Below are 26,537 nucleotides of genomic sequence, written 5' to 3'. Positions count from 1 at the left end.
GGGGTCCCCGTCGGACTCAACAGAGTCTTGCCGGCAGAAACGACGCCACCGCCGACGCCGCCCGGTCGACCTGCCCCGTGAAGAAGTGGTCGCCCGGCACCGACTCGACGGTGGCACCGCGTTCGCGCGCCCGCTCGACGACCGGCTCCCAGTCGACTGTCGTGTCCCGCTCGCCGTAAACCACGCCGAGCGGCGAGTCGATGTCGTCGAGCGCCGCGACCGTGTCGAACGCACCGACACTGGCTGGCGGCGCCAGCACTGCGACCGCGGCCGGCTCGGGGTCGGCATCGGCGGCCGCTAGCAGGCCTACGCCCGCGCCGAAACTGTACCCGAACAGGCCCACGGGGTCGTGGCGCTCGCGCGCGTAGGACAGCGCGTCGAGGACGTCCCCGCGCTCCGCGTCCCCCTCGTCCCACGGCCCGTAGTCGAACCGCAGACAGGCGATGTCGTCCTCGGCGAGTGTCTCGCCCACCGCACGCAGGCGTGCGTCCGACCGGGAGCCGCCCATCTGCGGGTGGGGTGGGCAGGCGACCACGCAGGCGTCTGCGTCGGGCGCGTCGACGGTCGCGCGCAGGTCCCGGTCGCCCGGAACCCGGATTCGTTCTCCCATGTCCTCGCGCTGGCGTGTCAGAGATTTAAGGGCGCTGATGCCCTACAACTCCGCATGGGAATCCTCTCGCGCGCCTCCTACATCGTCCGCTCGAAGATCAACGCCGTGTTGAATCGAGCGGAGGACCCCTCCGAGACCCTCGATTACTCCTACGAACAGCTCCGGGACGAACTCCAGAAGGTCAAACAGGGGATCGCCGACCTCACGACTCAGAAGAAACGCCTCGAAATCCAGCAGCGCCGGCTGGAGGAGAACGTCGAGAAACACAACGAGCAGGCCCGCGAGGCCGTCCGGCAGGACCGGGAGGACCTCGCACGCCGCGCGCTGGAGAAGAAAAAACAGAAGATGACCCAGATCGAGGAACTCGAAACGCAGATCCAGCAGCTCCAGCGCCAGCAGGACGACCTCGTCGACAAGAAAGACGAACTCCAGAGCCGCATCGAGCAGTTCCGGACCAAGAAGGAGACGATGAAGGCCCGCTACAAGGCCGCCGAGGCCTCCAACCGGGTGTCCGAGGCCATGACCGGTGCGGGCGACGAGATGGAGGACGTCGGCCGGTCCATCGAGCGCGCGGAGGAACGCACCGAGGAGATGGAGGCCCGCGCCGCCGCCATGGACGAACTCCAGGACTCGGGCGCGTTCGACGACGCCCTCTCCGACAAGGACGACATCGACCGCGAACTCGAAGAGCTACGGACGAGCGGCGAGGTCGACGCCGAACTCGACACGCTGAAACAGGAGATGGGAGCGGAGGACGCCGAGACGGCGGCGGAGGCGGGCGAGGGGGAGACGGCGGACGCCGACGCGGCCGAAACCGAGGCCGTCGGCTCGGAGGTCGACGTGAGCGACGTGGAACCGTCGGTCAGCGACGAGGAAGTCGACGCGGAACTCGAAGAGCTGAAAGAGGAAGAGAAGAGCTGAACCGGGGCCGGGCGGACCCCGACGCGACCACCCTCAGTCCAGGAAGTCAGGTTCCGTGCGCTGCTCGCCGACCTCGTCGGCGAGGTGGTCGCGGAACGCCTCGATGGACACGTCGTTTTTCTCCCGTTCTTTCCGGTCACGGACGGAGACCGTCCCCGATTCTTCCTCGTCGTCGCCGAGGATGAGCATGTAGGGGACACGGTCCTCGTGGCCCTGCCGAATCTTGCGTTTGACCGTCCAGGACCGCTCCTCGATGGTGACGCGGTAGTCGCCGAGTTCCCGCTTGATCTCCTCGGCGTAGGGGATGTTGTCGTCGCTGATGGGGAGGATGCGGAGCTGCTCGGGGGCGAGCCACGTCGGGAACTTCCCGTTGTAGTGCTCGGTGAGGACCATGAAGAACCGCTCGTAGGAGCCATAGAGCGCGCGGTGGATCATCACCGGGCGGTGGTCCTCGTTGTCCTCGCCGACGTAGGAGAGGTCGAACCGCTCGGGCATGTTGAAGTCGAGCTGCACGGTCGGCCCGTCCCAGTCCCGGCCGAGGGCGTCCTCGAAGGCGAAGTCGATCTTCGGGCCGTAGAAGGCGCCGTCACCTTCCTCGATCTCGTAGTCCATGTCCGCGTCCTCGAGGACCGCTTCCAGTTGCGACTCGGCGCGCTCCCAGATGTCGTCGCTCCCGACGGACTTCTCCGGGCGGGTGGCGAACTGGACGTTGTAGTCGAGGTCGAAGGTATCGAGCGTGTCGAGGATGATGTCGACGATGCTCGTCACCTCGCTCTCGATCTGGTCCGGGCGGACGAACAGGTGGCCGTCGTCGATGGTAAAGGCCCAGACCCGCGAGAGGCCCGACAGTTCCCCGCGCTGTTCCTTTCGGTAGACCTTCCCGTCCTCGAAGTACCGCACCGGGAGGTCGCGGTAGGACCACTGCTGCTGGTCGAAGATGGTCGCGTGCCCGGGACAGTTCATCGGCTTCAGGCCGTACTCCTCGTCGTTGACGTCCAGCAGGAACATGTCGTCCCGGTAGTTCTCGTAGTGGCCCGACTTCTTCCAGAGTTCGGTGCGGAAGACGTGGGGCGTCTCGACCTCGTTGTACCCGGCGTTCCGGTTCAGCCCGGCGACGTACTCGGAGAGTTCGTTCAGCACGGTCTTCCCGTTGGGGTGATACAGCGGGAGGCCGGGTCCCGTCGTCTCGTCGATGGAGAAGAGGTTCAGCTCCTGGCCGATCTTCCGGTGGTCTCGCTCCTTCGCTTTCCGGCGGTTCTCCAGGTACTCCTCGAGGTCGGACTCGTCTTCGAAGGCGGTGCCGTAGACGCGGGTCAGCATCTCGTTGTCCTCCTCGCCGCGCCAGTACGCGCCCGAAATCTCCAGCAGTTCGATGGCGCCAATCTCGCCCGTCGACTCGACGTGTGGCCCCTGACAGAGGTCGTAGAAGCCGTCCTGCTGGTAGAACTGGACGGGGTCCTCACCGGCGGCCTCCGTTTCGAGGATTTCCCGTTTGAAGCGGTTGTCCTCGTAGCGGTCGAGGGCCTCCTCGCGGGAGACCAGTTCGCGCTCGATGTCGTAGTCGGCCGCGATGATCTCCTCGGCCTCCTGTTTGATCTCCTCGAGGTCCTCCTCGTCGAGTTCGACGCCGGTGATGTCGTAGTAGAAGCCGTCGTCGGTCCAGGGGCCGATGGTGAGTTTCGCCCCGGGGTAGAGCCGCTGGAGCGCCTGTGCGAAGACGTGGGCCGCGGAGTGGCGGAGCACGTCGATGTACTCCTCGGACCCCTCGGTGACGATCTCGATCTCGACGTCCTCGTCGAGTTCGGCGTGCTTGTCGACGAGTTCGCCGTCGACGACGCCGGCGACCGTGTCGTCCCCGAGTCCCGGGCCGATCTCGTACGCGACGTCCTCGATGGTCGCCCCCTCGGGAACCGAGAGGGTCGACCCGTCGGGCAACGTGACCGTAACCTCGCTCATACACGTGGCAAGTCCAGGCCGCGGGATAAGTGTATTGAGAAGGCAGCGCGTGCCGCGGTGGCCGGGCGGGCGGTCGTCGGCCCGGCGTCGACGGCCGAGAATCACGGCTCGACGGTCGCGACACTGCACGGCGACGCCGCTGTCCGTCCGCGAGCATCGGCGGGAGCGAGGGCGGCGTCAGAGACGCGTCGGCTGTGCGCTGACCATGTTCCCCATCTTCTCGGCGAGCGTCCGGTAGGACTGTGCCGCGAGACACCCGTCGGCGTTCCGGACGATGGGCTCGTCACGCGCCGCCACCGGGTCCTCCGGGACGGCCGCCAGGACCGTGATGCCGAGGTCGTCCGAGACGGCCGGAATCTCGGTGTCCGGTTCGGCGCGAGTGACGACGGCCCCGACGACGCTCGTGTCGACGTGGTCGCCGAGTTCGATCATCTTCCGCGCGTCCGTGACCGACACCGCGTCGGGCGTCGTGGCGACGACGGCCCTGTCGGCGAGCCGCATCGGGACGACGGTCTCCTGGCACAGCCCCGAACCGGTGTCCACGACGATGATGTCGTACTGGCCGCGGAGTTCGTCGACCACCGGCCCCAGGTTCCCGGGGTCGGCGCTCGCGAACGCCTCCAGCCGGCTGGAGCCGGGCAGGACGGAGAGGCCGCTCGGGCCCTCGGTGATGGCTTCCCCGAGCGGCGCGACCCCGGCCAGTACGTCGTGGATCGTCGGCTGGTGCTCGACGCCGAGCGTCTCGTCGAGGTTCGTCATCCCCAGGTCGCCGTCGACGACGAGCGTCTCGTAGCCCGACTCCTGGAGTGCGATGCCGACGTTCGCCGTCGCGGACGTCTTACCGACACCTCCTTTTCCCCCCGCAATCGCGTATACATCCCCCATGTTCACCCTGAAACGAAGTCAGCCGGCCACAAATAATTTATGTGCTGACTGAACTCGCGGCGGTACCCACTGGCTGGATGTCGGTGGTCCGCGGCTCAGAGGTCGGCCGTCGCCTCGGCGTCCTCGGTCGCGACGAGGCGGTCCGCGAGTTTCGTCGCGAGGCGTCGGTAGGCCTGGGCCGCGTAGCTGTCCTCGGCGGTCAATACGAGCGGTTCCTCGCCCGCCGCCTCGGCGTCCTCGGGGACGACCGAGAGCACGTCCTGGTCGATGCGCTCGGAGACTGCCGAGACGTTCGTGTCCGCGGTCGCGCGCGTGAGGACCGTGCCGATGACCTCCCCATCGACCTTCCCGGCCAGTTCGGCGGCCTTGTTGGCGTCCGTGAGCGAGACCTCGTCGGGCGTCGAGACGAGGACGACCCCGTCGGCCAGCCCCATCGGGACGACCGTCTCGTGTGAGAGTCCGGCGCCAGTGTCGACGACGACCACCTCGTAGGACTCGGCGAGGCTGTGGACGACCGGCCGGAGGTTCGACGGGTCGCCCCGGGCGAACGCATCCAGACTCCGTTCGCCGGCCAGTACCGAGACGCCGTTCGGCCCCTCGACGGTCGCGTCGGCGATCGACGCCTCGCCCGCGAGCACGTCGTGGAACGACGGCTCGTGGTCGATGCCGAGCAGGTCGCCGATGTTCGTCATTCCGAGGTCGGCGTCGGCGATGACCGTGTCGTAGCCCGCCTCCTGGAGCGCGACGCCGGCGTTGATCGCCGTCGTCGTCTTGCCGACCCCACCTTTGCCCCCCGCTACCGTGAGCACGTCCCCCGGCATATAGTACCCGTAGTTACTCGTCCACGAACAAATAAATGATGGACCGAATACGCGGAAATTTATAGCCAGGGCTTTCTCCACCCGGGTCGAAGCCGAGCCATGCGACTCCGGGTTCGCCACGCCGCACGGGCCGGATACGAGGTCACGCGGCCCGAGGAGACGGCCCACGACGGACCGGCGAGCACGACCCTGTCAGACTGTCTCGTCGCCGTCCTCGGCGTCGAGGGGCCGGACGTCGGCGACGTGACCGGCACCGCTGCGGCCGCCGCCGAAATCGTCCGCTCGCGGGCCGACGACCTCGGCACGTCGCGGGTCCTGCTCGTCCCCGACCCGGCGTTCGCCGCCGACGACGTGGCCCCCGAACTGGCAGAGGCGGTCGCGACCGAGACGGCCGCGGCGCTCGCCCGGACCACGCCGGACGCGTTCGAAGTCGTCCGGGCACCGCTTGGCACCTACGTCGTCACCGACATCGAGACGAAGGCCCACCCCTTCGCGGACAGCACGCACACCGTCCGCCCGGACGCCGAAGCCCGCTCCGGCGCTCGCTCCGGGGACGCCGAGTGGCTCCTCGTCACCCCCGACGGCGACCGCCGGGATCCCGACGAGGCGTCGCTCCCGCCGCCGCTCGAACGGTGGCTGACGACGGCGCGGACGACCGACGCTTCGCGGACCGTCTCCGCGACCGAGCTCGACCGACTCGCGTCGGCAGGGCTGGCGGACGTCCCCTCGTCCGCCCCGGGCGCGCAGGGACGCTGGCTCCCGGAGGGTGCCGTCGTCCGCGAGACGATCACCGCCGACATCGCCGACCGGCTCGCCGCGGCGGGGGCGACCCCCGTCGTGACCCCGCCCGTGGCCGACCCGGGCGAGTCGATCGTCGGCGAGTACGCGGCGACGGCCCCGCGACAGTACACGGCCAGCAGCGGCGACGAGCGCGCGCTGGTCCCGCCGACCCCCGAAGTCGGCCTGCGCGCTGCACTCCGGGACGCGCTCGAAGCCGGCTCCGACCCCCCGATCTGCCTCGCCGAGACGCCGGGGTGGTCCGCTCGGCCCGACGGCGCCGGTGGGACCCGTCCCACGATGCTGACGGCCGCCGCGCCGGGCGACCCTGCGCTCACCTCCGTCCAGCGCGACACCGAACTGGCGGTGGCCGCCTGCGCGAACCTCGGCGTCGCCGACGGAGTCGTCTGTCGACTGGCGGCGGACGCACCGGTCGACGTCGAGTGGGTCGAGCGGCTCGCGTCGTCGCTCGACCGCACTCTCCTGGTCGAACGGTCGCCCGAGGAACAACCCGAGCGGGCGGTGGAAGTGATGATCGTCGCAACTGCGGGGCTCGACGCGCCGCTGGCACTCGGGCGGGTCCGTCTGGACACCGCCGGCGGGGAAACGCTCGTGGACGGGACCGCGGACGACGAGGAGTATCGAGTTGGCACCGCGGACGACGGCCACCCGTGGCTCGTGACGACCGAGCCGGTCGGGAGCGTCGAGGCGGCGACGGCGGCCGTCCTGGCGAACCGCCGGAACGATGCGAATCGACTCCAGCTCCCGGTCGCACTCGCCCCGACGCAGGTCCGCCTGCTCCCGCTCGAACCGGGCCACGGGAAGCGGTGTGTCGACCTCGCGACGACGCTCCGGGCAGCCGGGGTCCGGGCCGACGTGGACGACCGCGACCGCCCCGTCGCGGCACGACTCGACGCGGCCGCGGACGTGCCGTTCGCCGCCGTCGTCGGCGACCGCGAGGCCGAGAGCGGCCCGCTGAAAGTAACCGACGCCGTCGCCGGGAGCGAACGCGAGATGCCCGTCGAGGCACTCCGGGAGCGCGTCGCGGCGGCCGTCGATGGCTGGCCGCGGCCGCGGTCGCGGCTCCCCGTGCGGCTGTCCGAACGCACCTCGCTCCGTGCCGACGACGACGATGGCGACCACAGCGGCGCGGCCGGCGACGATTCGCAACGCTAATCGGGACGGTCGCGCAGGTGAGACGTAATGAACGACCTCGCGGACCTGGTGGACCGGTCGTTGTCCGCGGCGGCGCGCGACGAGTTCACGTCGCGGGTCGACGCACAGGCGGCCTTCCTCCGGGACGTCATCGAACGGGGGGAGCTGGACGCGGATGGGCTCGCCATCGGGCTCGAACTCGAAGTGTACGCCGTCGGCGACGAGGGCCGCCTCGCGCCGATTCCCGACGGCGTGTTCGGGGCCTGCAACAAGGAACTCGGCCTGCACAACGCCGAACTCAACACGGACCCCGACCCGTTCACGACCGAGGGCGTTCAAGCACAGGCCGAGGCGCTGCAGGACCAGTGGCGAGGCGCACGGGCGGCCGCGGCCGACGCCGGACTCGACCTCGTCCTCGATTCGATGTGGACGGTCCCGCCAGCCGAGGGGAGCGAGCCGTACCTCGCCGCCCTCGATGACTGCGACGGCGTGGCCGTGCCCTCGAACATGCGGCCGGACCCGCGGTACGCGGCTATCGACCGCGACTGCGTCGGCCACGCCGGCGGCGAGATCACCTTCGACGTGCCCGGCGCGACCGTCACCTTCCCCTCGATCCTCTTCGAGTCGCTGGCGACCTCCATCCAGCCCCACGTCCAGGTCCCGACCGCCGAGGCGTTCCCGGCCTACTACAACACCGCGATCCGGACGCTCGGGCCGGTGCTGGCGCTGGGGACCAACTCCCCGCTGCTCCCGCCGGACCTCTACGACGACCCCGACCCGGAGACCCTGCTCGTCGAGACCCACCACGAACTCCGCATTGCCGCCTTCGAGCAGTCGGTCAACCACACCGAGCACCGCAAGGTACGGGTGCCCGCGGACATCGAGACTGCCACGGATGTCGTCGACGGCGTCGTTGCGGACGACCTCGTGGCCCCCTTCCTCTCGGAGTGGCTCGACGACGACCGGACCGGCGCGGTCGAGCCCGGTACCGAACCGGCCTTCGCGGACAACGTCCCCGAGTTGGACCACAAACGCAGTACCTACTGGCGCTGGCTCCGCGCGGTCGCCGGGGGCGACCCCGTCGACGGCGTGACCGACGACCGCTCGCTCCGCATCGAGTACCGTCCCGTCCCGACACAGCCGTCCATCCGGGACATCGTCTCCTTCCAGTGTCTCGTCGGCGGCCTCGTCCACGGGTTGGTCACGGGCGACCACCCCATCACCGACCTCCCGTGGGCCGACGCCGAGCGCGCCTTTTACGAAGCGGTCGAGGACGGCTTCGACGGCGACCTCGTGTGGTACACCGCCGACTGCGAGCGCACGACCGACCCCGCGGTCGTCTACGACGAGGTGTTCGAGTACGCCCGTCGCGGACTGGCCGACCTCGGCATCGACGAGGCGACCGTCTCGCGGTACCTCGCCCCGCTCGAAACACGGTGGGCGGCACGGACCGCGCCGAGCGACTGGAAACTGGACCGGGTGCGCGCGGAACTGGATGCCGGCGCGGACCTCGACGAGGCGATCCGGGAGATGCAGGCGGCCTACGTCCGGCAGTCGCGGGCTCACGACACGTTCGCCGACTGGCTGTGAGCGGTCGCGATCGGACGGCGCTGGGCTTCGGTACGGACCAGTACCCATTTACTCGGACGGGGGACAAGACCCGGGCATGGTGCAGGGCATCGCCGCTGGTCCGTGGTCGGTCGTGCCGGCGCTGCTCGCGATTACGCTCGCCTGGCACACGCGCGACGCGCTGGTCGGTCTCTTCGTCGGAATCGCGACCGCGGGGGTCCTCCTCGGGGCGCTCCACCCACAGGCGGTCGGCGTGCCGCCCGACCTCGTGACGGCCGGAGGCGAACTCGGCGAGATCGGGCCACAGGAGGACGGCGACCCCTGGCCGATTGGCGTCGGCGGCGTCGTCCTCGGCGCGGTGTTCGGGCTGAAACTCGTGCCGGAGATCATGGCGACCGCGCCGATTTTCGGCCCGTGGTACGTCGAGAACGTCCTGCTCGCTATCTTCGCCATCGGCGGGCTGATCGGGCTGATGATCCGCGCGGGCGCCATCGAGGGCGTCCTGCAGGCGCTGTCGGCGCGGGTCGACTCCGCGGCCGACGCCGAGAAGGCCGCCTTCCTGGCCGGCATCGCCATCCACATCGACGACTACTTCAACTGTCTCGTGGTCGGCTCGATGATGCGCCCGCTGACGGACGCCTACGACGTGTCACGGGCGAAACTCGCCTACTACGTCGACTCCGCGGGGTCGCCGGCCGCCCGACTGGCCTTCTACTCGACGTGGGGCGCGGCGATGGTCGGGTTCATGGGCGGCGGCCTCGTGCAGGCCTACGAGCAGGGCATCCTGCCGGCCGGGATGACCGACGTCGTCGATACGGGTGGGAGCGAGGTGACGGCCGCGACCGGCGCGGTCTGGCCGCTCTTTTTCAACACGCTGTTCACCGGCTTCTACTCGTGGATCGCGCTGGCAATCGCGGCGCTGGTCGCCTGGCAGGTGGTCCCGAACATCGGCGAGATGGGGACCGAGGAGTCCCGCGCCCGGGCCGGCGGGGGCGTCCTCGGCGAGGACGCCGACCCGATGATCTCGGAAGAGATGGACGAGTACGAGACCTACGAGGGGGCGACGCCGGACTGGCGGAACTTCGCGATCCCGATCCTGACGATGATCGTCGTCGGCCTGAGTGCGATGTTCTGGCGGTCGAGTCCGGTGGTCTACGTCGACGGCAAGGAGGGCACGACACTGCTCGCGCTCTGGGGCTGGGAACTGGTCGCGCCCGCGAGCGGCCCGTGGGCGTTCAATATCGGCGGCGTCCGCCTCGGTATCGCCTCCTTTACCGCGCTCGTCCTCGCCTTTTTCCTGTATCGATGGAAGGGCGACATTCCCTCGAACGACGAGGCGACCGACGCCCTGCTGGTCGGATTCAAGGGTATTTTGCTGGCGGCGGTGATCCTCACGTTCGCCAGTTCGATCCAGAACGCGGTGACGCTGCTCGGCATCTCCTCGTTCGTGACAAACGTCTTCGGCGGCCTGCCCGCCTGGGTCATCCCCGTGGGCGTGTTCGCGGTCACGAGCTTCGTGAGCTTCGCCGACGGGTCCTCGTGGTCGACCTACGGAATCATGTTCCCCATCGCCATCCCGCTGGCGTTCGCGACCGGCGCGAACCTCCCGCTGGTCCTCGGGGCGGTGTTCAGCGGCGGCATCTTCGGCGATCACGCCTCGCCGATCAGCGACACGACGGTCCTCGCCTCCTCCACGAGCGGGAGCGACCACATGGTCCACATCCGCACGCAGATTCCCTACGCCCTCGTCACGGCCGCGATCTCGGCCGCGCTCTTTCTCGTCTTCGGCCTCCTGCTCCCGGAAGGGTTCCGAATCATCCCGTACTGACGCGGTGACTCAGCGAACGCTTGCGCCGGTCCCCGGCCGGTCCTGCCGGGCGAGTTCGATACGGCCGCCCGGCATCGGGACGCCGTCGACCGGGTCGTCGGCGAGCAACAGCGACCCGTCGAGGTCGACCCACTCACAGAGCGGCGCGAGGTGACAGCCGGCCGCGATCGAGGCGTTGCTCTCGGTCATACAACCGAGCATGACGTCGAGGCCGTGCGCCCTGGCCGTGTGAATCGCGCGTGTCGCCGGACGGATGCCGCCCGCCTTCGCGATCTTCACGACGACGATGTCCACCACGTCTGCCACGTCGGGAACGTCCGCGGCGACGAGACAGGACTCGTCGGCGGCCACCGGAATGGGGCTCGCGTCGGCCACCTGCGCCAGCAGTTCCGGGTCGTCGGCGGGCACTGGCTGTTCGACGAACGCCACGTCGTGGTCGGCGAGCACGCTCGTCATCTCGACGGCTTCCGCGACGCCCCAGGCGCCGTTGGCGTCGACGTGGAGCGTCGCGTCGGGGACCGCCGCCCGGACCGTCGAGACGACCTCCACGTCGCGGCTCGTCCCGAGTTTGAGCTTCAGCCGGTCGAACCCCGCAGTGGCGAGGTCCACAGCCCGCTCGCGCATCTCCTCGGTGCTCGCCAGCCCGACGGTGTGACACGACGGCGGTGCCTCCCCGGGGTCGAGCCCGAACTGGCGATACAGCGGGACGCCGAGTCGCTTCGCGGCGAGGTCGTGGACGGCGATGGAGACCGCCGCGCGGGCCGCCGGGTGTTCGCGCGGGCCGCCGGCCACCTCCCGGAGGCGGCGCTCGACCCGCTGTGCGTTGTGCGGGTCGCCGACCGACTCGACGGCCGCGAGCAGGTCCGGGAGAACGTCTTCCATCGAGACCCGCGTTTCGCCGTAGTACTCCGTCGGCGTCGCGCCGCCGATTCCCTCGCGTCCATCGCCGTCCTCGACCCGGACGACGGCGTTCTCCGAGACCTCCCGGGTCCCCCGAGAGATGGTGAAGGGAGCGTCCAGCGGCATCTCGTGCCACTCGTGTGTCGTCGTGAGTGCCATTCTGTGTGTTAGCGTATGGCGTCCAGCACCGTGTCGGTTCCGAATCGGACGGGGTCGGTGGCCGGTGCGTCGATGGCGTCGCCGAACGCCGAGACGGCGGCCTGTGCGGCCGCGTCGTCCGCGATGTGGCTGGTGTTCAGCGACCCGCCGGCGACCGACGCCGCGGCGACTGGGGCCGCGAGGTCCTCGTACAGCGCGACGTGCTGGCTCGGGTCGGGGATGGGGAAGGACTCGTAGCCGTGGACGGCCTCCCGGCCCGCCTCGTGACAGAGGACGAGCGCGTCGGGCATCGCCCCGTGGAGGATGCCACAGGTCACCGCCGAGTAGGCGGGGTGGGTGATTGCGCCCTGGCCCTCGACGACGAGCAGGTCGTGGTCGTCGCCGCGCTCGCGGACCATCTGCTCGACCGCGCCGGCGGTGAAGTCGCTGACCGTGCGGTCGACCGCGATACCCCACCCCTCGATCAGGATGCCGGTCTGGCCGGTCGGGACGACCGCGGCGTCGATGCCGCGCTCGCGGGCGCTCGCGGCGAGTTCCATCGTCGTCGTCATCTTCCCCGTCGAGCAGTCGGTGCCGACGGTCAGAACCACGTCGGCAGCCACTTCGTCGGCCCGACCCTCGGCGACGGTCAGGTCGTCGGGCGGGCGGCGCACGTCCCACAGCCGGCAGTCGTTCGCCTCGGCGAGCGCGGCGAACTCCTCGTCGTCCCCGAGGAAGTAGTGGAGGCCGGCGAACACGTCACAGCCGCGTTCGAGCGCGCCGGCCACGTCCGGGCGCCAGCTCTCGTCGAAGCCCCCGCCGATGGGCGCGATGCCGACGATCAGCGCATCGAGCGGTTCGTCCACGTCGTCGATCCCGGCGACGATGGGTGCGTCCTGGACTTCCGGCAGGTGGTCGGCGACGCGCTCGCCGGCCCGCGTCCGGTCGAGGACCGCCGCGACCTCGTGGTCGGCGTAGCGGAGGACTCCCACCGCGGTCTTGGCCCGGTCGGGGAACAGTTCGTGGGCGAGCAGGGCGACGCGCATACCGGCCAGTCGGACCCGGGGGGATTAAGCGCTCCCCCGGCGGCTCACACCGCCCGCAGGCGGACCGTCCAGAAGTCGTACACGGCGTCGTCCAGCGCGGCCTCGGGGTCGCCGGTGGCGTCGACCGTCGCCGTCGCGTCGGCCACGTCCGTGAACTCCGAGAGGACCGTGCGCTCGCCGACGACGAACAGCCGGTCCGCCGAGCGCTCCGCCAGTGCCTCCAGACAGCGCTCGACGTGGCTGTCGATCTGCTCGTCGCGCAGCCGCTCGAAGCGGGCCTGTGAGAACCCCCCCTTCGAGTGCTGGCTTTTGAGGTCGCTGTCGAATCCGACGAAACCGGTCCGCTCGCGCCCCTCGTACTCGGCCATCGCGAAGAGGTCCGAGCGCACGAGCGCGACCGCGTGTGAGCCCACGGGCTGGACCCAGTCGCGTTCGAGGGTCACCCCGTTGCCCCACGTCGCGAACGGCTCGGGGGGATTCGGGACGGAGAGGGTCGCGCTGAGGAGGCCGGCGTCGTCGGTTACGGCGAGACAGGGCGCCGCCTGCGCGACGAGGGACGCGCGGTCGCCGAACGCCTCCCGGACGGTGTCGGAGAGGTCGCCGTCCGGGACGTACGCCGTGAGGACGCCCTCCGGTCCCGTCTCGAACGAATCGAGTCGGTCGAGGACGGTGTCGAGCCGGTCACCGTGCAGGTCCTCCGTCCGGCGGAAGGTCAGGTCCGCGTCGGTGTCGTCCCCGCCGCCGACCTTTCCTTCGAGGTCGGCGATGCGGTCTTCGAGACGATTGACGCGCTCCTCCGCGTCCTGGCGGGCGCTGACGGCGTCGGCGCGGCGCTCCTGTTCGGCGTCGAGCTGTCGCTGTACGTGCTCTTTCTCCGCTTCCAGTTCGGCGATTCGCTCCTTCAACTCGGCGCGCCCGAGCAGCCTGTCGAGCATCACCGGAAGCGGGACGCGGAGGCGCTTAAATGGCGGGGCCGTCGAATCCCGGGGAATCGTCGCCTTCACCGCCGTCGCGGTCGATGCCGGGGACGGCGTCCATCCCGGCGGCCGGGTCGCCCCCGGTCAGCGAGAGGAGTTGCCGCGCCCGGTCGGCCTTCGCGAGCAGGACCTCCTTCAGCGTCGGCGGGTTGCGGACCCGCGTGTCCTCGAGCAGTCCGCGCGGCACGGTCAGTGTGTCGGGCGGCACGCCCTCGTCGCCGGTCACGGGGAAGTGACTCGAGCCGAGTTTCATCACGAGCGGCCGGTCGAGCCGGTCGATGCCCTCGTCGTCCGCGTACAACTGTTCGTTGACGCGCTCGTGCTGTTCGCGACAGAGCGCGGCCGTCTCTCGCTCGGCCGGCTCAACGTACAGGCGGCCGAGGTAGTACCCACGGGAGAATCGCTCGAACATGCTATACGGTGACACGTACCAAATGTCGACATAAAACTCTTGGCCGGCAGGCTTATCCCGGCGTGCTTTCACCGGATTCGACCCGTCGACACCGTCCGTGCCGCGCAGCGACCTGGCCGGGACGGTGGGGCCGGCGGCAGGAGGCGACACGGATTTGAGGCCGGCGCTGCCCCTTGGGGTATGGACCCGCGGGAGGGACGGCTACTGCCGAAACGCTGGGCGCAGTACTACCTGGGGAACGCGCCGAGTCTCGTCTGGTTGCTGTTCGCCAACGCCGCGGCGGTCCTGGTCGGCGTCCGCTACTACGTCGACACGATGCCGGGCGTCTCGACGTTTCTGTGGCCGCTGTACGCCGATTCGCCGACCGCGGTCTTTCTGATGGCGCTGTCGCTCGCCACCCTGTTGCCGTTCCTCGGCGAGGACCTCGCGGACGTGCCCCGGACCCGCGTCCTGGCGTACCTCCACACCATCGCGTTCGTCTGGTTGGTGAAGATGGGGCTGTGGACGTTCGTCGCGCTCAACCTCGGGTTCGGGGCGTACTTCCCGGACCCGTGGGGCTACTTCGGGATCATCGCCACCCATCTCGCGTTCGTCCTCGAAGCGTACGTGATTCCACACTACGCGGCGACGACCCGGGGCGCGCTCGCGGTCGCGTTAGTCGTGGCCTTCGCCAACGACCTGCTTGACTACGGGTTCGGACTGGCGCCGCCGCTGCGCTACGAACCGGGCCTCGCGCTCGCGTTCGCGACCGTCGCGGTGTCGGTGCTGTCGGTTGCACTGGCCGCTGTCGCGCTCGATCCGTTACCGGCTGAGAGCGAGTATTGAACGCTATTGGACGGTTAGCGGGTGTGTCGGTGCGTCGCTGAACGGAACGAACGAGCCTTCGCTTTTTTGTGTGTATCGATAATAGGGGGGAGTAAGATGAACGCTCGTCAGGCCTCGCTGGTGGCCCTGTTGGTCGCGGTCGCGGCTGCCGTCGCGGTCGCCCCGGCGGTCGGCGCCGCGGGGACGGCAACCGACGCGGTCCAGGAGAACGGCTCGGACAACGGGTCCGAGGCGTCCGGTGAGGCCAGCCTGGGCGCACAGCTGTCCGGGTTCATGCAGGCGAGTTCGAGTGCCGCCGACGGCTCCGTCGATTCGAGTATGTGGGCGGCCGAGTTCAACGGCACGAACGGGAGCGAGCGGGCCGAGCTGGTGACGAAGCGCGTCGACCGGCTCGACACTCGGCTCGACCGACTGGAAGACCGGATGGCCGCCGTCGAGGCGGCACACGACAACGGCTCGCTCCCCGAGCCCGCCTACCTCGCACAGGCGAGTAGCCTCTCCGAGCGGATCGATGCGCTCGAGACGGCGATCAATCAGACCGACACCGCGGCCAGGGCGACCGGGGTGAACGACTCGCGGCTCGAACGCCTCCGCCGGAACGCCTCCGAGCTGGAGGGGCGCGCCGTCGCCAGGACTGCCAGGAATCTCAGCGTGATGACGCCGCCCGGCCTCCAGGACCGTCCCGACAGGGGGCCGCCCGTCGATGTGGGCTCACCTGCGGACGCCGGACCTCCGGCCGATGCTGGGCCGCCGGACCGGAATGGCGACGAATCGGGCGAGAACGAGTCCGACAGCGATACTGGGCCGCCCGACGACCCCGGCCCACCAGTCGACACCGGTCCCTCCGACGACACTGACCGTGGGAACGAGTCCGATAACGACACGGGGCCGCCCGACGACGCCAGCCCGCCGGATGACGACCAGAGCGACGAGTCCGACGACTCGGGCCCTTCTGACGACAGCGGTGAATCGGACGAGAGCAACGACTCCGGCGGCGGGTCTGCCGGGGGCGCTGGCGGTTCGGACGGTGGTGGCGGCTCGGGCGGCGGTCCGTCCGGAAACCCCGGTCGGGGACGGTAGCGAGCCCGCCGCCGTCGTGGTGATACCCTTTTCTGCTCTCGTCACTAACGTCAGGTAAATGGATTCCGCCGAGTTGCTCGATTTACTGGGCAACGAAAACAGGAGACGGATTCTCCGCTTGCTCGCCCGCAAGCCCTGTTACGTCACCGAAATCAGCGAGTACCTCGGCGTGAGCCCCAAGGCGGTCATCGACCACCTGCGGAAACTGGAGGAGGCGGGGTTGATCGAGAGCCGGACCGACGATCAGCGCCGGAAGTACTACTTCATCTCACAGAACCTCCGGCTGGAGGTCAGCGTCAGTCCCTACGGGTTCGGCGCGAAAAGCGCCTATCCGGCGCGGAACCTGGACGTGACGACCTCCTGTCGCCACCTCACCATCGACGTGTCCCCGCGGGAGTCCTCTGACCTCTCCGACCTCGCGCGGGAACTGAAACGACTCGACCAGCTCGAAAACGAGCTATCGATGGCCCAGCGGTGGGTGCAGGGGCGGCTCGCGGACGTGATGGAGCGGATCGGTGACGGCTTCGGCGACGGGGAGACGCGCCTGTACGCCGAAATCCTGCGCGTGCTGACCGAGGAGCCGGCCGACCCGGAGACCATCGGCGAGCGGATCGAAGCGCCGTCGTCGGTGGTGCGGGACGCGCTCGTCGACCTCGCGGACCACGGCGTCGTGGCACGGACGAACGGCGAGTGGGAACTTCGCGAGTGACCGCCGGTCGTGCGGGGACGGGGACCGAGCGTCGGCCGGTCACAGGTCCCGGGTGAGGCCGGCCCGGAGGTCCCGGCCGAAGTAGTGGCCGGCGAGGGCGGCGATACCGCCGGCGGCGGCGCCGAGCGCGACGGGTGCGACGCCGCCGACGACCGCCACCAGGGCGTACTCGAAGACCGTTCCGACGCCGGCGACGAGCAGTCCCGCGAGCAGGAGTTCGAGGTACCGGCGGTGGCCGTGGCCCACGCCGACGGCGAAGCCAACGACGGCGATGCCGGCGATGCCCGCGCCCGGCAGACCCACGACGACGGTCCCGAGCACCAGGCCGACGGTCGCCAGCGCGAGGACGACGAGAAAGAGCCGGAGCGAGAAGAGTTCGCTGAAGGGCGTAGCCAGTCGCGCGCGGACGCTGTCGCCCGCAGTCGCGGCCTCCGGGTCGACCGGCTCCGTGACGCCGGTGTCGACGTCCGGCCCCATGGGATCGTCCCCGAGAAGCGGGTCCTCGGCCGGCGGGTCCCGGCTCTGGTCGTCGCGACGTTTCGCCATACTAACCGATTACGGCTCCCGCGGTATCGGTTTTGCGGACGACCGAGACGGCGGGGCCGACGGTGGCGACCGGACCGACGCTGGCGGGGCCTGCCCGCGGAAGAGATGGTTTCAAGTCCGGGCGGGCGGTAGCGGGGCGTATGCAACCAGGGGACCGGGTCCACGTCGACCGCGGGGACCAGACCTACGAGGGCGTACTCCTGCCCTCCTCGACCGAGGAGAACCTCGTCGTGAAGCTCCCGAGCGGCTACAACGTCGGGGTCGACCGCGACGCGGCGGCCGTCGACGTCCTCGAATCGGACGTCTACGACGTCGAGAGCGCACAGGACGCCGAAGGACGGTCGGAGATCGAGTTCGACGACGACCTGCCGACGGTCGCGCTCATCTCGACCGGCGGGACCATCGCCTCGACCGTCGACTACCGGACCGGCGCGGTGACGGCCCAGTTCGACGCCGAGGACGTGCTCCGGGCCGTCCCGGACCTCGCCGGCCGGGCCAACTACCGCGGCCGGGTCGTCGCCAACATCCTCAGCGAGAACATGACGCCCGAGGTGTGGCGGGACCTGGCCGAAGCGGTCCACGAGGAAATCGAAGCCGGCGCGGACGGCGTCGTCGTCATGCACGGGACCGACACGATGCAGTTCACCGCCTCGGCGCTCTCCTTCATGCTCGATACGCCAGTCCCCATCGTGTTCACGGGCAGTCAGCGCTCGGCCGACCGCCCCTCCTCCGACAACGTGATGAACGCCGTCTGTGCCGTCGAAGCGGCCAAAGCCGACTGCGCGGAGGTCATGATCTGTATGCACGCCGACACGGCCGACGAGACCTGCGCGCTCCACCGCGGGACCCGCGCCCGGAAGAACCACACCTCCCGCCGGGACGCCTTCGAGACCGTCGGGGCCGAACCGCTCGGCGAGGTGGACTACGAAGCCGAGGAGGTGACTTTCCGCCGGGAGTACGTCGAGCGCGGCGAGAACGACCTGGCGCTCGAACCGGACCTGGAGACCGAGGTCGAACTCGTGAAGTTCACGCCGGGCTGTGACCCGGCGATGCTCGACGCGGTCGGGGACAAGGACGGAATCGTCATCGAGGGGACGGGTCTGGGCCACGTCAACACCGACTGGATCTCAAACATCGAGTCGCTCACGGAGTCGGGAACGACGGTCGTGATGACGAGCCAGTGTATCGAGGGGCGGGTCTGTGACCGGGTCTACGACACCGGGCGGGACCTGCTTTCGGCCGGCGTCGTCGAGGGCGAGGACATCCTCCCCGGCACCGCGAAGGTGAAGCTCATGTGGGCGCTGGCGAACGCCGAGGACCCCGCAGAGGCCATGGGCACGTCGCTGGCCGGCGAGATTCAGGACCGGTCGGTCCCCTGGACCTGACATGGTTGGGTCGGTCCGCCAGGCGCGAGCGGCCGACGAGGAGTGGGTCGCCGACTTCGCCGCGGAGACGTGGACCGACCGCGAGGTCACCGACTACGTGCCCGACGTGTTCGCGGAGTGGGTCGCGACCGACGGCCCCGACCAGCGGACCTTCGTCTACGACGGCGACGAGGGCGTCGTCGGCGTCTGCCAGGGCACCCTTCTCACCGACGACGAGGCCTGGGCGCAGGGCATCCGGGTCGACCCCGCCGTTCGCGGCGCGGGCGTCGGGACGGCGCTGACCGAGGCCGTCTTCGACTGGGCGCGCGAGCGGGGCGCGACCGTCTGTCGAAACCTCGTGTTCTCCTGGAACGACGCCGGCCTCGGCCAGTCCCGCGCGACCGGGTTCACGCCAGTGACCGAGTTCCGCTTCGTCCATCCCGACCCCGACGCCGACGCGGAGACCGACGCCGGGGGCGCCGACGAACTGACCGTCGAGCACGACCCGGCCGGGGTCTGGCGGTGCTGGCAGGGTTCGCCGGCCGAGCGACAACTGCACGGCCTCGGCCTCGATCCGTCCGAGACGTGGGCGCTGTCGGAGGTCACTCGGGAGCGCGTCCACGAACTGGCCGACGAGGAGTGGGTCGCCGCTGTCGGGGACGGCGACGGGACCCGGGCCGCGACGGTGCGGGTCCGGACGGACGAGAGCGGTGACGGGACCCGCTACGCGGAGTACGGCTTCGCGACGTGGACCGACCTCCCGGCCGCGCGATCCCTGTTCGCGGCGATCCGCCGGGACGCCAGTCGACTGGGGGTCGACGGGACGCGCGTCCTCGTCCCGGAGACGCCCCGGCACGTCTCCGACGCGTCCGTCGCTCGCGTCGACGTTGGCGACCACCCCGAGTTCGTCTTCGCGGCGGACCTGACCGGCCGCTGACCGACGGCGAACTCGACCGAAGATTTATCAACAAACCGACCGGATTCGGGGGCATGCGAAAGGTGCTGTCGAGCGTCGGGATCGGGTCGGCGACGGTGGACACGGTTCTCGACGACACGGAGTTGCATCCGGGGGAGACGGTCGGTCTGTCCGTCGAGATCGAAGGTGGGTCGGCCGAACAGGAGATCGAGGGGCTCTACTTCGTGCTGGAGACGAAGTACGTGACCGAGGACGGCGGCACGGAGACCGCGGAAATCGAGCGGGCGGGCGCGACGGAGTCGTTCACCATCGAACCGGACGAGCGCCGGACGCTCCCGGCGAGCATGACCCTGCCGCGGGTGACGCCGCTGACGAAGGGGGGCGTGTCGGTCTCGCTGAAGACCGGGTGCAAGATCGACTGGGCGAAAGACCCCCAGGACCGCGACCACATCGACGTGGTCGGGACGCCGGCGATGCAGGCCGTCCTGACGGCCGTCGAGCGGATCGGCTTCGCCTTCAGCCACTCCGACTGCAAGGAGTCGTCGGTGTACAGCCCCGCGCCGTTCGTCCAGGAGTTCGAGTTCGAGCCGGCCAACTCCGAGTGGCGGCGGAAACTCGACGAACTGGAGGTGATCTTCGCGCCCCTCTCCGACGAACTCGAAGTCAGGGTCGAGGTCGACCGCCGGGAGACGACCTACACTGACCTCACCGGGAGCGAGGAGAGTCGCCAGTGGATCAGCGTCGACCACACCGACACGCGGAAGCTACAGCGCCGGATGCGGGCGCTGATCGACGACCACTTCTAGGGGTCATCGGCGGCCGTCGAGGACTCCGCCGCGGTTTCGGCGGGAGTGTTCTCGGTCGGTGTCTCGGCGGGAGGGCTCTCGGTCGGCGAGTCTTTCGGCTCGTCTCCGTCGTCGGGATGGCCCCGAAAGAAGCCGACGACGACGCGGACGGCGAGGACGACTGCCGAGAGCAGGAGGGTGATCACGAGGCCGACGAAGGTCATGAAAAACAGCGTGATCAGCGGGTTCGCGGCGAAGGAGAACTCCGCGGGACGGCCGACGACGGTCCACCAGAGGACGACCGGCGCGAGCACGAGCAGTTCGGCCAGCAGATTGCGCTTGATGCTCCAGGCCAGCCAGTTACGTCGCATGAACCAGCCGCCGGCGACGACGAACAGACACGCCGCCGGGAGGGCGAGCCAGATCAGGTTCGACGGGATCGACGGGCTGCCGAGGACGCCCGGACCGAACGCCACCGAGAGGAGGAAGTGAACGACGAGCAGCGCGAATCCGACGCCGTAGACGCCGCCGGCCCGACTCCCGAGGAGTCGCCGGAGCCGCGCCCAGTCGCTCGCGAGATACCCGTTCATACGCCGCCTTGTGTGTGAGAACGGATGTAGTTCACGCCACGCGCCGCCGGCCGACGCGGCTCCGGTCGGTCACGCCGTGGGTCGGGTCGGCGGCAGGGCTGTCGGCCGCGCCGTCGACGGGCCAGTCCCATCGGTCAGCGCCGGCCGCCGCTGACCGGCGGGAACAGGGCGAGTTCGTCGCCGGCTTCCAGTTCCGTGTCGTAGCCCTCGTCCTCGACGAACGGGTTGTCCCCGTTGTGGAGGACGCGGATGTGGCCGTGAATGTCCCCGTCCTCGTCGAGAATTTCGGCTTCGAGTTCGGGGTGCGCCTCCAGCAGCGCGTCGACGGCGTCACCGAACGTCGCCCCCGGTTCCACGTCCACCTCGACCTCGCTCCCGCCGGCCGTCTCCGCGAGGTTCGCGAAGAGTTTCCACTTCATGTGCGGGCGAGGGGGCGCCGCGACAAAGAGGGTTCCGGGGTCGACCGACTCAATCGTCGTCGTCCGCGGCGTCGGTCGGGCCCTCGACGGTCTCCTGTGGGACCGTTTCGGCGGCGCGTGCGGCGGCTTCGAGTTTGCGAAGTTCCTCCGGTCGAGCGACGGCGTAGAGGCAGTCCCCGGCCGTCAACAGTCGCTCGCGACCCGGCAGCGGCTGGACGCCGCCCTCGGCGGCCCGGAGGGCGACGATGGCGACGGCCAGCGACCCGAGCGGCTGGCCGACGAGCGGGCTCCCCTCGCCGATCTCGACGAGGGCCATCGTCTCCTCGGCGGCCCGGAGCAGCGAGGCGAATTCCCTGTCGGCCCGTGTCTCGACGGGTAGCGTGACCAGTCGGTAGCGGGTGTCGGGGTCGAGTTTGGGCGTGTCCGCGGCGTCGACCGCGAGCGTCACCACGTCACCGACCGTCCCGCGGAGTTCGGCGGTCGTCACCCGCTCCATCGGGTCGGTCCGCCACACCTGCACCACGTCGCCGGCGCTGGCCGCGAACGCCGGGTCGGCGCGGACGGCGACTGCGGCGGTCTCCGGCGGGAGCGTCGGGCCGATCCCGGCGGCCCGGGAGCCGACCGCGAGGTACTCGACGGTGCCGTCGGCCGCGACTTCGATGTCGACGTGTCCCACGCCGTAGTCGGCCTTGAGCCGCGTCACGAGTCGGGTTTCGAGATCGGCGACCGTCAACCGGCGGGGGAACAGGAAGGTCCGGCCGGCGAGCTTCGCCTTGGTCTCCTCGGACACGGGGTCGTAGCCGACGATGTCGCCGATCTCGTCGGGGATCTCGACGGAGATGACCCGCCCCACGGCCTCGACGACGCGGCTGACCTCCCCCTCGAACCCCTGCGCGCTCGCGGGACTGAAGAGGATGGCGCCGAAGCGGTCGCCGGCCCGGACGCCGACGGTCGCGGCGAACGTCGCGACCGCGAAGGCCGCGATGTTGAACAGTGCGAGCCGGGTCGAGAGGGGGTCCCCGTCGATGACCTGCCCCAGTGCGGTCGAAGTGTTCAGTACCGCGGCGACGCCGGCGAGGCCGACCAGCACGGGAAGCCCCTGCTGGACCCGCTCGCGGGCGTACCAGCGGAAGATCAGCGCGACGATGCCCGCGAGGGTACCCGCGAGCACCGCCAGGCCGACGACCTGTCCGATGGCCTGCACCTCGTTCGTCAGGCTGCCGAGCTGGAGAACGGTCACGCCACATCACCCGCGAAGGCGTCAAGTTGCTCCCGCGTCCCGACGGCGTACAGTTCGTCGCCGGCCGCGAGTTCCACCGTGCCGCGAGGCACGAGCTGCCAGCCCGTCGACTTCCTGACTGCCAGGACCGCCACGTCGTAGACGTCACGGACGCCGACGTTGCCCAGCGACTGGCCCTCGAGTGCGCCACCCGACGCGACCGTCAGCCGTCGAAACCGCCGGCCGGAGCGCCTGAGCAGGGAGATGAGTTCGTACTCCAGTCGCGTGCCGCGGGCCTCGACGACGACGCGGGCACGCGAGGCCCGGACGAGCGGCTCGGCGTCGGTCCTGGTCACCGCGGCCGTCACTCGCCCCTCGCCGCCGCTGGTCGTGGGCGCCCGGACCGCTGCCGGCTGCTCCTCGTCGTCGGCGTCCGGGTCCGGCCCCGGATCGAGTGCCGGCGCGGCCGGGCCGGTGACGGTCGCGCCGTCCGAGGGGTTCGAGTTCGCGCTGACGACGGTCCCGCGGACCTGCGCGTCGGCAGTCAGCAGCGTGATTTCGTCGCCCCGGGCCAGCCCCGTCGGGAGCAGTGCGTCGACGGAGACGGCACGCTTCCCGGCGGGGATGCGCTTCGAGAGCCCCGAGAACGGCGGCGCGGCGCTCACCGACGCCCGCCCCTGCTCGTCGATACCGACCGTCACGTCGCCGAGGTCGAACTCCGTCCGGAGCCGCTCGGCGAAGCGTTCTTCGAGCTCCGAGACCCGCAGGTCGGCTGGAAAGGTGTAGGACGCCTCGCGGATTTCGGCCCGGAGGTCGTCGGGGAGCGGCGGGTACCCCTCCATGTCGGCCACCTCGCCGACGACACGGATGCGGAGTTCGTCGCGCCCGCCGATGAGTTCGACCACGTCACGGGAGAGGGTCCGCTCGCGGAGCCCGGACAGCGAGAGCCGCTTGGGGAAGTTCGCCCCGAGCTGGTCGCCCTTGGCGTGGGCGTACAGCGAGATAGCGGTCACGACGAGGATGGCGGTCGTGACCGTCGGCGCGTTGGCCGACTGGGTGATGTTCGGGTCAGCCAGCGCGAGCAGGCCGCCGTTGACGCCCGCCAGCGCGACCGCGAGGACGACGACACCGAAGCCGGGGATCGACACCCCCGTGAAGTACTTGAAACCGAAACCGAGCGCCCAGGCCACCAGCGCGGGGATGATGCCCGTGAGGATACCGAGGTAGATACCGAGGAGGATTTCGACCGGAAGCGACGCCATGAACCGACACAGAACCCGGACTTATAAACTACTGTCGGCGGCTATCGCCCACGGGCGAAGGCGGGATTTATACACGGTCACGGCGGACACGGTTGCATGGCGTCACGGCGCGTGTTGGTACGGACGCAGGCGGCCGTTCTGTTGACGACGGCAGTGGCCCTGCTCTCGGTCGTGACCGGGATCGTGAACATCGCCGTCGCAGACGTGTCCGGACCGCTCTCGGCGTACATTCCGGAGTACATCGAACGGACCGCCGGGTTCACCGGCGCGCTCACCGGCTTTCTGATGCTCGGGAGCGCTTTCGGCCTCCGACGCGGCCTGCGAGCGGCCTGGTACTCGACGGTCGTCCTGTTGCCGGTGACGGCGTTACAGGGACTGATTCAGTCGAACGTCGCCTCCTACCCGCTCGTTGGCCTGTCGGTCCTCTCGCTCCCGGCGGTGCTGATAAACTACCACCGCTTCGACGGCCGGCTCAAGCTCTCGACGACGCAGATGGCTGCGGCCGCGGCGCTCATCGGGACGCAGATATACGGGACCGTCGGCACCTACACGCTCCGTGAACACTTCGCCAACGTCACGACGCTGACCGACGCCTTCTACTACACCATCGTCACCGCGAGTACGGTGGGCTACGGTGACGCCATCCCGGAGACCGGCGCCGGCGCCGGGCCACAGCAGGCCCGCCTGTTCGCCATGTCCGTCGTCGTCCTCGGGACGGCGAGTTTCGCGGTGGCGCTCGGGTCCCTGCTGGGGCCCGCCATCGAGGCCCGCCTCGCGACCGCACTCGGAACCATGACCGACCGACAACTGGAACTGCTCGAGGACCACGTCGTGGTCCTCGGCTACGGCGACCTGACGGAACCGATCATCGACGAACTCGCACGGGGCGACACCGACTTCGTCGTCATCACGCCGAACGCGGACACGGTCTCGAAGCTCCGGGCTCGCGACATCGACGCCATCAACGCCGAGCCGAGCGACGAGGAACCGCTCGAACGGGCCGGGATCGACCGGGCGCGGGCCGTCGTCGCCGCGACGAACGACGACGCCACCGACGCGCTGGCGATCCTCACGGCGAAGGCCATGGAGAAGGACATCCGGGTCGTCGCCGCGGCCACCCAGCGGGAGAACGTCGAGAAACTACGCCGGGCGGGTGCGGACACCGTCATCAGCCCGGCCGTGATCGGCGGCCACCTGATCGTCGAGTCCGCGCTCGGGTCCGACGACACCGAGTCCATCGCACAGGGCCTGCTCGACGATACCGACCACCGTACCGATCACTCGTAGTTCCGGTCGACGATCGCCACGTCGCAGTCGATGTCCTGGATCCGCTCGAAGGTCGGGGGCGAGACGAGCCGTGAGGCTGCCGAACGGTCCATAGAGGCACCCATGAACACGAGGTCGTAGTGTGGCCCGTGGTCCGCGAGGAACGACTCGATGGGCTGGCGGGCGACCCGCGACTCGATCGGCCCGTCGAACGGTTCGACGAGGTCGGCGAGCATCTCCTCGGCTTCCCGCCGCCCCCGACGCGGCTCGATGCAGTTACAGACGCTGACCTGGCCCGTCCGCCCGGTCAGGCGGAGTGCGAAATCGACCATCGCGTGTGCCACGTCGCCCGCGCGACGGACGGGAACCATGACCCGGCGCCACCGGGTCCGGTCCCCCGCCGACCGGTGGACGAGAACGTCGGTACTCCCACGGAACAGCGCCCGGACGAACGGCGACAGGCTCCCGTGACGCTCCTCGTAGGGCGCCGCGATCAGATCGCAGTTCACCTCGTGAGCGGTCCGGATTACCGTCGTCGCGGGCGAGCCGTCGGCCACCGCGATGACGACCTCGCAGGGAACTCCGACCTGTGTCTCGATGTCGCTGGCCCGCTCCTCGAGGCGTCTCGCCCGCGCTGCGATTCCATCGTCCCCGGTGACGGCGTCGGACACCGGTCGGTCGGCCGTCGCCGACCCCTCGGGATCCCCTCCCTCCGTGTTCGACCCGGTCGGCTCGCCGCCGTCGGCCGCCCGCAGTCGGTCGGCGTCCCGGTCCAGCAACTCGGATTCGGCGGCCGCCGTCTCTGCGTCCCCGACGAGGTCGAGCAGGACGACCTTTCCCGCGTCGTGTGCTGCTGCCAGGTGTGCGCCGAGCATCGCCGTGCGGTCCGCCCCCTCCGTGCGCATCGGGACGAGGACGTGGTCGTCGCCGTTCGTCGACTGGTAGAGGTACCGGTCGCGACGTTCGTAGAACCGCGACCGCCAGACGACGAAGATGGCGGCCACGATCGCGCTCGACAGGAACACGGAGACCACGTACGTCCAGCGGGACGTGGCCGTGAAGTCGGTGACCTGGACGAGCAGGGCCGCGGCGAACGCGGAGGCCTCCTCCATGTCGAGCCCCCAGGTGACCGCGCCGGTCAGGAACACTGCGAGCCCGACGGCGAACGGATCGACCGAGAACCCTCCGGACGAGGGCTGGTAGCGGAGCACGGCCGTGAGTTCGAGCGCCAACCAGCCACAGACCGCGCCCGCCGTCAGCCCGCCGACGAACCGCCGTGGTGAGGCGTACCGGCTCTCCGGCTGTGCGAACAGCGTGTACGCCCCGGACGCCAGCGGCGGAAAGAGGAGGAAGGGTAGTTCCTGAACGGCGTTCGATAGCGCCGTCACGAGGCCCAGCACGAGGGGCATCAGGAGGAGCACGGACAGATGCAACAGGTTCCGCGTGTGCTCGAGCCAGGCGCGAAACGCCCGGACTCGCCGGCGCTGGAACCGGCGCAACCGACCGATCAGCACCACAAGTCGCCGTCGCGTCCCGCCGAGCATACCCGCCGTTGACGGCG

At 69.9% G+C, this 26,537-nt stretch carries 25 protein-coding genes; 11 read left to right on the top strand and 14 right to left on the bottom strand.

Annotated features, from left to right (window positions below; translation table 11 throughout):
- Nucleotides 1-16: 16 nt before the first annotated feature.
- Nucleotides 17-610 (bottom strand): alpha/beta hydrolase, encoded by a 594-nt coding sequence (locus MUG96_RS14875; RefSeq protein WP_246983981.1) that lies wholly within the window; start codon nucleotides 608-610, stop codon nucleotides 17-19.
- A gap of 54 nt (nucleotides 611-664) precedes the next feature.
- On the opposite strand from MUG96_RS14875, the gene MUG96_RS14870 reads away from it, so the two are divergent.
- The gene (locus MUG96_RS14870; RefSeq protein WP_246983980.1) at nucleotides 665-1,531 is read left to right on the top strand and encodes a PspA/IM30 family protein; all 867 of its coding nucleotides are present in this window, start codon (nucleotides 665-667) and stop codon (nucleotides 1,529-1,531) included.
- A 33-nt stretch (nucleotides 1,532-1,564) separates the two neighbouring features.
- Here MUG96_RS14870 and thrS read toward each other — a convergent pair whose 3' ends face one another.
- The 3 genes from thrS to MUG96_RS14855 all read right to left on the bottom strand — a co-directional run bounded on the left by thrS (nucleotide 1,565) and on the right by MUG96_RS14855 (nucleotide 5,193).
- Entirely contained in the window at nucleotides 1,565-3,487 is a 1,923-nt protein-coding gene (thrS, locus tag MUG96_RS14865) for a threonine--tRNA ligase (protein WP_246983979.1), read from the bottom strand.
- 177 nt (nucleotides 3,488-3,664) lie between these two features.
- Nucleotides 3,665-4,372 carry a MinD/ParA family ATP-binding protein gene (locus MUG96_RS14860; RefSeq protein ID WP_246983978.1) on the bottom strand — a complete coding sequence of 236 codons (708 nt, stop codon included), beginning with the start codon at nucleotides 4,370-4,372 and terminating at the stop codon, nucleotides 3,665-3,667.
- 95 nt (nucleotides 4,373-4,467) lie between these two features.
- Nucleotides 4,468-5,193, bottom strand: coding sequence for a MinD/ParA family ATP-binding protein (locus MUG96_RS14855; RefSeq protein ID WP_246983975.1), 726 nt, complete (start codon nucleotides 5,191-5,193; stop codon nucleotides 4,468-4,470).
- Nucleotides 5,194-5,292: 99 nt separating this feature from the next.
- Between MUG96_RS14855 and MUG96_RS14850 the strand changes: the two genes are divergently transcribed.
- The 3 genes from MUG96_RS14850 (at nucleotide 5,293) to MUG96_RS14840 (ending at nucleotide 10,522) form a co-directional block, all read left to right on the top strand.
- Complete coding sequence (locus MUG96_RS14850) at nucleotides 5,293-7,146, top strand: His/Gly/Thr/Pro-type tRNA ligase C-terminal domain-containing protein (RefSeq protein WP_246983973.1); 1,854 nt, start codon at nucleotides 5,293-5,295, stop codon at nucleotides 7,144-7,146.
- Nucleotides 7,147-7,173: 27 nt separating this feature from the next.
- On the top strand, nucleotides 7,174-8,715 hold the full coding sequence (locus MUG96_RS14845; protein ID WP_246983972.1) for a glutamate-cysteine ligase family protein: 1,542 nt from the start codon (nucleotides 7,174-7,176) through the stop codon (nucleotides 8,713-8,715).
- Between the two features lie 76 nt (nucleotides 8,716-8,791).
- Nucleotides 8,792-10,522: a Na+/H+ antiporter NhaC family protein gene (locus MUG96_RS14840; protein WP_246983970.1), complete on the top strand. Its 1,731-nt coding sequence runs from the start codon at nucleotides 8,792-8,794 to the stop codon at nucleotides 10,520-10,522.
- A 9-nt stretch (nucleotides 10,523-10,531) separates the two neighbouring features.
- Here the strand turns inward: MUG96_RS14840 and MUG96_RS14835 are convergent, their stop codons facing one another.
- The 4 genes from MUG96_RS14835 to MUG96_RS14820 are packed head-to-tail and all read right to left on the bottom strand — an operon-like array spanning nucleotide 10,532 to nucleotide 13,995.
- The gene (locus tag MUG96_RS14835) at nucleotides 10,532-11,581 is read right to left on the bottom strand and encodes a dipeptide epimerase (protein WP_246983968.1); all 1,050 of its coding nucleotides are present in this window, start codon (nucleotides 11,579-11,581) and stop codon (nucleotides 10,532-10,534) included.
- Between the two features lie 8 nt (nucleotides 11,582-11,589).
- Nucleotides 11,590-12,606, bottom strand: a complete 1,017-nt coding sequence (locus MUG96_RS14830) for an N-acetyltransferase DgcN family protein (RefSeq protein WP_246983966.1) — start codon at nucleotides 12,604-12,606, stop codon at nucleotides 11,590-11,592.
- A 44-nt stretch (nucleotides 12,607-12,650) separates the two neighbouring features.
- Nucleotides 12,651-13,541, bottom strand: coding sequence for a Vms1/Ankzf1 family peptidyl-tRNA hydrolase (locus MUG96_RS14825; protein ID WP_246983964.1), 891 nt, complete (start codon nucleotides 13,539-13,541; stop codon nucleotides 12,651-12,653).
- Nucleotides 13,542-13,566: 25 nt separating this feature from the next.
- The gene (locus tag MUG96_RS14820; RefSeq protein WP_246983962.1) at nucleotides 13,567-13,995 is read right to left on the bottom strand and encodes a DUF5802 family protein; all 429 of its coding nucleotides are present in this window, start codon (nucleotides 13,993-13,995) and stop codon (nucleotides 13,567-13,569) included.
- 180 nt (nucleotides 13,996-14,175) lie between these two features.
- Here MUG96_RS14820 and MUG96_RS14815 point away from each other — a divergent pair, with 180 nt between their 5' ends.
- The 3 genes from MUG96_RS14815 to MUG96_RS14805 all read left to right on the top strand — a co-directional run bounded on the left by MUG96_RS14815 (nucleotide 14,176) and on the right by MUG96_RS14805 (nucleotide 16,609).
- On the top strand, nucleotides 14,176-14,820 hold the full coding sequence (locus tag MUG96_RS14815) for a DUF1405 domain-containing protein (RefSeq protein WP_246983960.1): 645 nt from the start codon (nucleotides 14,176-14,178) through the stop codon (nucleotides 14,818-14,820).
- A gap of 96 nt (nucleotides 14,821-14,916) precedes the next feature.
- Entirely contained in the window at nucleotides 14,917-15,900 is a 984-nt protein-coding gene (locus MUG96_RS14810; RefSeq protein ID WP_246983958.1) for a hypothetical protein, read from the top strand.
- 58 nt (nucleotides 15,901-15,958) lie between these two features.
- Nucleotides 15,959-16,609: an ArsR/SmtB family transcription factor gene (locus MUG96_RS14805; RefSeq protein ID WP_246983956.1), complete on the top strand. Its 651-nt coding sequence runs from the start codon at nucleotides 15,959-15,961 to the stop codon at nucleotides 16,607-16,609.
- 39 nt (nucleotides 16,610-16,648) lie between these two features.
- On the opposite strand, the gene MUG96_RS14800 is transcribed toward MUG96_RS14805, so the two are convergent.
- Nucleotides 16,649-17,155: a DUF8526 domain-containing protein gene (locus MUG96_RS14800; protein WP_246983954.1), complete on the bottom strand. Its 507-nt coding sequence runs from the start codon at nucleotides 17,153-17,155 to the stop codon at nucleotides 16,649-16,651.
- Between the two features lie 140 nt (nucleotides 17,156-17,295).
- Here MUG96_RS14800 and gatD point away from each other — a divergent pair, with 140 nt between their 5' ends.
- Genes gatD through MUG96_RS14785 form a run of 3 tightly spaced genes read left to right on the top strand, consistent with a single transcriptional unit; the run spans nucleotide 17,296 to nucleotide 20,241 of the window.
- Nucleotides 17,296-18,540, top strand: a complete 1,245-nt coding sequence (gene gatD, locus MUG96_RS14795) for a Glu-tRNA(Gln) amidotransferase subunit GatD (protein WP_246983952.1) — start codon at nucleotides 17,296-17,298, stop codon at nucleotides 18,538-18,540.
- Nucleotide 18,541: 1 nt separating this feature from the next.
- On the top strand, nucleotides 18,542-19,456 hold the full coding sequence (locus MUG96_RS14790; protein ID WP_246983950.1) for a GNAT family N-acetyltransferase: 915 nt from the start codon (nucleotides 18,542-18,544) through the stop codon (nucleotides 19,454-19,456).
- A 53-nt stretch (nucleotides 19,457-19,509) separates the two neighbouring features.
- The gene (locus tag MUG96_RS14785; RefSeq protein WP_246983948.1) at nucleotides 19,510-20,241 is read left to right on the top strand and encodes a sporulation protein; all 732 of its coding nucleotides are present in this window, start codon (nucleotides 19,510-19,512) and stop codon (nucleotides 20,239-20,241) included.
- Here the strand turns inward: MUG96_RS14785 and MUG96_RS14780 are convergent.
- The 4 genes from MUG96_RS14780 to MUG96_RS14765 all read right to left on the bottom strand — a co-directional run bounded on the left by MUG96_RS14780 (nucleotide 20,238) and on the right by MUG96_RS14765 (nucleotide 23,710).
- A complete protein-coding gene (locus tag MUG96_RS14780; RefSeq protein ID WP_246983946.1) occupies nucleotides 20,238-20,810 on the bottom strand; it encodes a hypothetical protein in 573 nt (190 codons plus the stop codon). The two genes, MUG96_RS14785 and MUG96_RS14780, sit on opposite strands and share 4 nt — an antisense overlap.
- Before the next feature lie 134 nt (nucleotides 20,811-20,944).
- Nucleotides 20,945-21,229: a ubiquitin-like small modifier protein 1 gene (locus MUG96_RS14775; RefSeq protein ID WP_246983944.1), complete on the bottom strand. Its 285-nt coding sequence runs from the start codon at nucleotides 21,227-21,229 to the stop codon at nucleotides 20,945-20,947.
- A gap of 49 nt (nucleotides 21,230-21,278) precedes the next feature.
- A complete protein-coding gene (locus MUG96_RS14770) occupies nucleotides 21,279-22,469 on the bottom strand; it encodes a cation:proton antiporter regulatory subunit (protein WP_246983942.1) in 1,191 nt (396 codons plus the stop codon).
- Entirely contained in the window at nucleotides 22,466-23,710 is a 1,245-nt protein-coding gene (locus MUG96_RS14765; protein ID WP_246983940.1) for a TrkA C-terminal domain-containing protein, read from the bottom strand. The genes MUG96_RS14770 and MUG96_RS14765 overlap by 4 nt, the downstream gene beginning before the upstream one ends.
- A gap of 96 nt (nucleotides 23,711-23,806) precedes the next feature.
- Between MUG96_RS14765 and MUG96_RS14760 the strand changes: the two genes are divergently transcribed.
- The gene (locus MUG96_RS14760) at nucleotides 23,807-24,997 is read left to right on the top strand and encodes an NAD-binding protein (protein ID WP_246983938.1); all 1,191 of its coding nucleotides are present in this window, start codon (nucleotides 23,807-23,809) and stop codon (nucleotides 24,995-24,997) included.
- Here the strand turns inward: MUG96_RS14760 and MUG96_RS14755 are convergent.
- Nucleotides 24,988-26,520 (bottom strand): HPP family protein, encoded by a 1,533-nt coding sequence (locus tag MUG96_RS14755; RefSeq protein ID WP_246983936.1) that lies wholly within the window; start codon nucleotides 26,518-26,520, stop codon nucleotides 24,988-24,990. The genes MUG96_RS14760 and MUG96_RS14755 overlap by 10 nt on opposite strands.
- Nucleotides 26,521-26,537: the final 17 nt, after the last annotated feature.

This window comes from Halorientalis marina, assembly GCF_023028345.1.
In the GTDB taxonomy this organism is placed as follows: Archaea; Halobacteriota; Halobacteria; order Halobacteriales; family Haloarculaceae; genus Halorientalis; species Halorientalis marina.
This window is presented reverse-complemented; position numbering and strand designations above follow the sequence as displayed.

What these genes read in the sequence shown, in the direction of transcription:
- MUG96_RS14875 (WP_246983981.1), bottom strand. Translation starts at nt 610, where the DNA reads ATGGGAGAACGAATCCGGGTTCCGGGCGACCGGGACCTGCGCGCGACC.
- MUG96_RS14870 (WP_246983980.1), top strand. Translation starts at nt 665, where the DNA reads ATGGGAATCCTCTCGCGCGCCTCCTACATCGTCCGCTCGAAGATCAAC.
- thrS (WP_246983979.1), bottom strand. Translation starts at nt 3,487, where the DNA reads ATGAGCGAGGTTACGGTCACGTTGCCCGACGGGTCGACCCTCTCGGTT.
- MUG96_RS14860 (WP_246983978.1), bottom strand. Translation starts at nt 4,372, where the DNA reads ATGGGGGATGTATACGCGATTGCGGGGGGAAAAGGAGGTGTCGGTAAG.
- MUG96_RS14855 (WP_246983975.1), bottom strand. Translation starts at nt 5,193, where the DNA reads ATGCCGGGGGACGTGCTCACGGTAGCGGGGGGCAAAGGTGGGGTCGGC.
- MUG96_RS14850 (WP_246983973.1), top strand. Translation starts at nt 5,293, where the DNA reads ATGCGACTCCGGGTTCGCCACGCCGCACGGGCCGGATACGAGGTCACG.
- MUG96_RS14845 (WP_246983972.1), top strand. Translation starts at nt 7,174, where the DNA reads ATGAACGACCTCGCGGACCTGGTGGACCGGTCGTTGTCCGCGGCGGCG.
- MUG96_RS14840 (WP_246983970.1), top strand. Translation starts at nt 8,792, where the DNA reads ATGGTGCAGGGCATCGCCGCTGGTCCGTGGTCGGTCGTGCCGGCGCTG.
- MUG96_RS14835 (WP_246983968.1), bottom strand. Translation starts at nt 11,581, where the DNA reads ATGGCACTCACGACGACACACGAGTGGCACGAGATGCCGCTGGACGCT.
- MUG96_RS14830 (WP_246983966.1), bottom strand. Translation starts at nt 12,606, where the DNA reads ATGCGCGTCGCCCTGCTCGCCCACGAACTGTTCCCCGACCGGGCCAAG.
- MUG96_RS14825 (WP_246983964.1), bottom strand. Translation starts at nt 13,541, where the DNA reads ATGCTCGACAGGCTGCTCGGGCGCGCCGAGTTGAAGGAGCGAATCGCC.
- MUG96_RS14820 (WP_246983962.1), bottom strand. Translation starts at nt 13,995, where the DNA reads ATGTTCGAGCGATTCTCCCGTGGGTACTACCTCGGCCGCCTGTACGTT.
- MUG96_RS14815 (WP_246983960.1), top strand. Translation starts at nt 14,176, where the DNA reads ATGGACCCGCGGGAGGGACGGCTACTGCCGAAACGCTGGGCGCAGTAC.
- MUG96_RS14810 (WP_246983958.1), top strand. Translation starts at nt 14,917, where the DNA reads ATGAACGCTCGTCAGGCCTCGCTGGTGGCCCTGTTGGTCGCGGTCGCG.
- MUG96_RS14805 (WP_246983956.1), top strand. Translation starts at nt 15,959, where the DNA reads ATGGATTCCGCCGAGTTGCTCGATTTACTGGGCAACGAAAACAGGAGA.
- MUG96_RS14800 (WP_246983954.1), bottom strand. Translation starts at nt 17,155, where the DNA reads ATGGCGAAACGTCGCGACGACCAGAGCCGGGACCCGCCGGCCGAGGAC.
- gatD (WP_246983952.1), top strand. Translation starts at nt 17,296, where the DNA reads ATGCAACCAGGGGACCGGGTCCACGTCGACCGCGGGGACCAGACCTAC.
- MUG96_RS14790 (WP_246983950.1), top strand. Translation starts at nt 18,542, where the DNA reads ATGGTTGGGTCGGTCCGCCAGGCGCGAGCGGCCGACGAGGAGTGGGTC.
- MUG96_RS14785 (WP_246983948.1), top strand. Translation starts at nt 19,510, where the DNA reads ATGCGAAAGGTGCTGTCGAGCGTCGGGATCGGGTCGGCGACGGTGGAC.
- MUG96_RS14780 (WP_246983946.1), bottom strand. Translation starts at nt 20,810, where the DNA reads ATGAACGGGTATCTCGCGAGCGACTGGGCGCGGCTCCGGCGACTCCTC.
- MUG96_RS14775 (WP_246983944.1), bottom strand. Translation starts at nt 21,229, where the DNA reads ATGAAGTGGAAACTCTTCGCGAACCTCGCGGAGACGGCCGGCGGGAGC.
- MUG96_RS14765 (WP_246983940.1), bottom strand. Translation starts at nt 23,710, where the DNA reads ATGGCGTCGCTTCCGGTCGAAATCCTCCTCGGTATCTACCTCGGTATC.
- MUG96_RS14760 (WP_246983938.1), top strand. Translation starts at nt 23,807, where the DNA reads ATGGCGTCACGGCGCGTGTTGGTACGGACGCAGGCGGCCGTTCTGTTG.
- MUG96_RS14755 (WP_246983936.1), bottom strand. Translation starts at nt 26,520, where the DNA reads ATGCTCGGCGGGACGCGACGGCGACTTGTGGTGCTGATCGGTCGGTTG.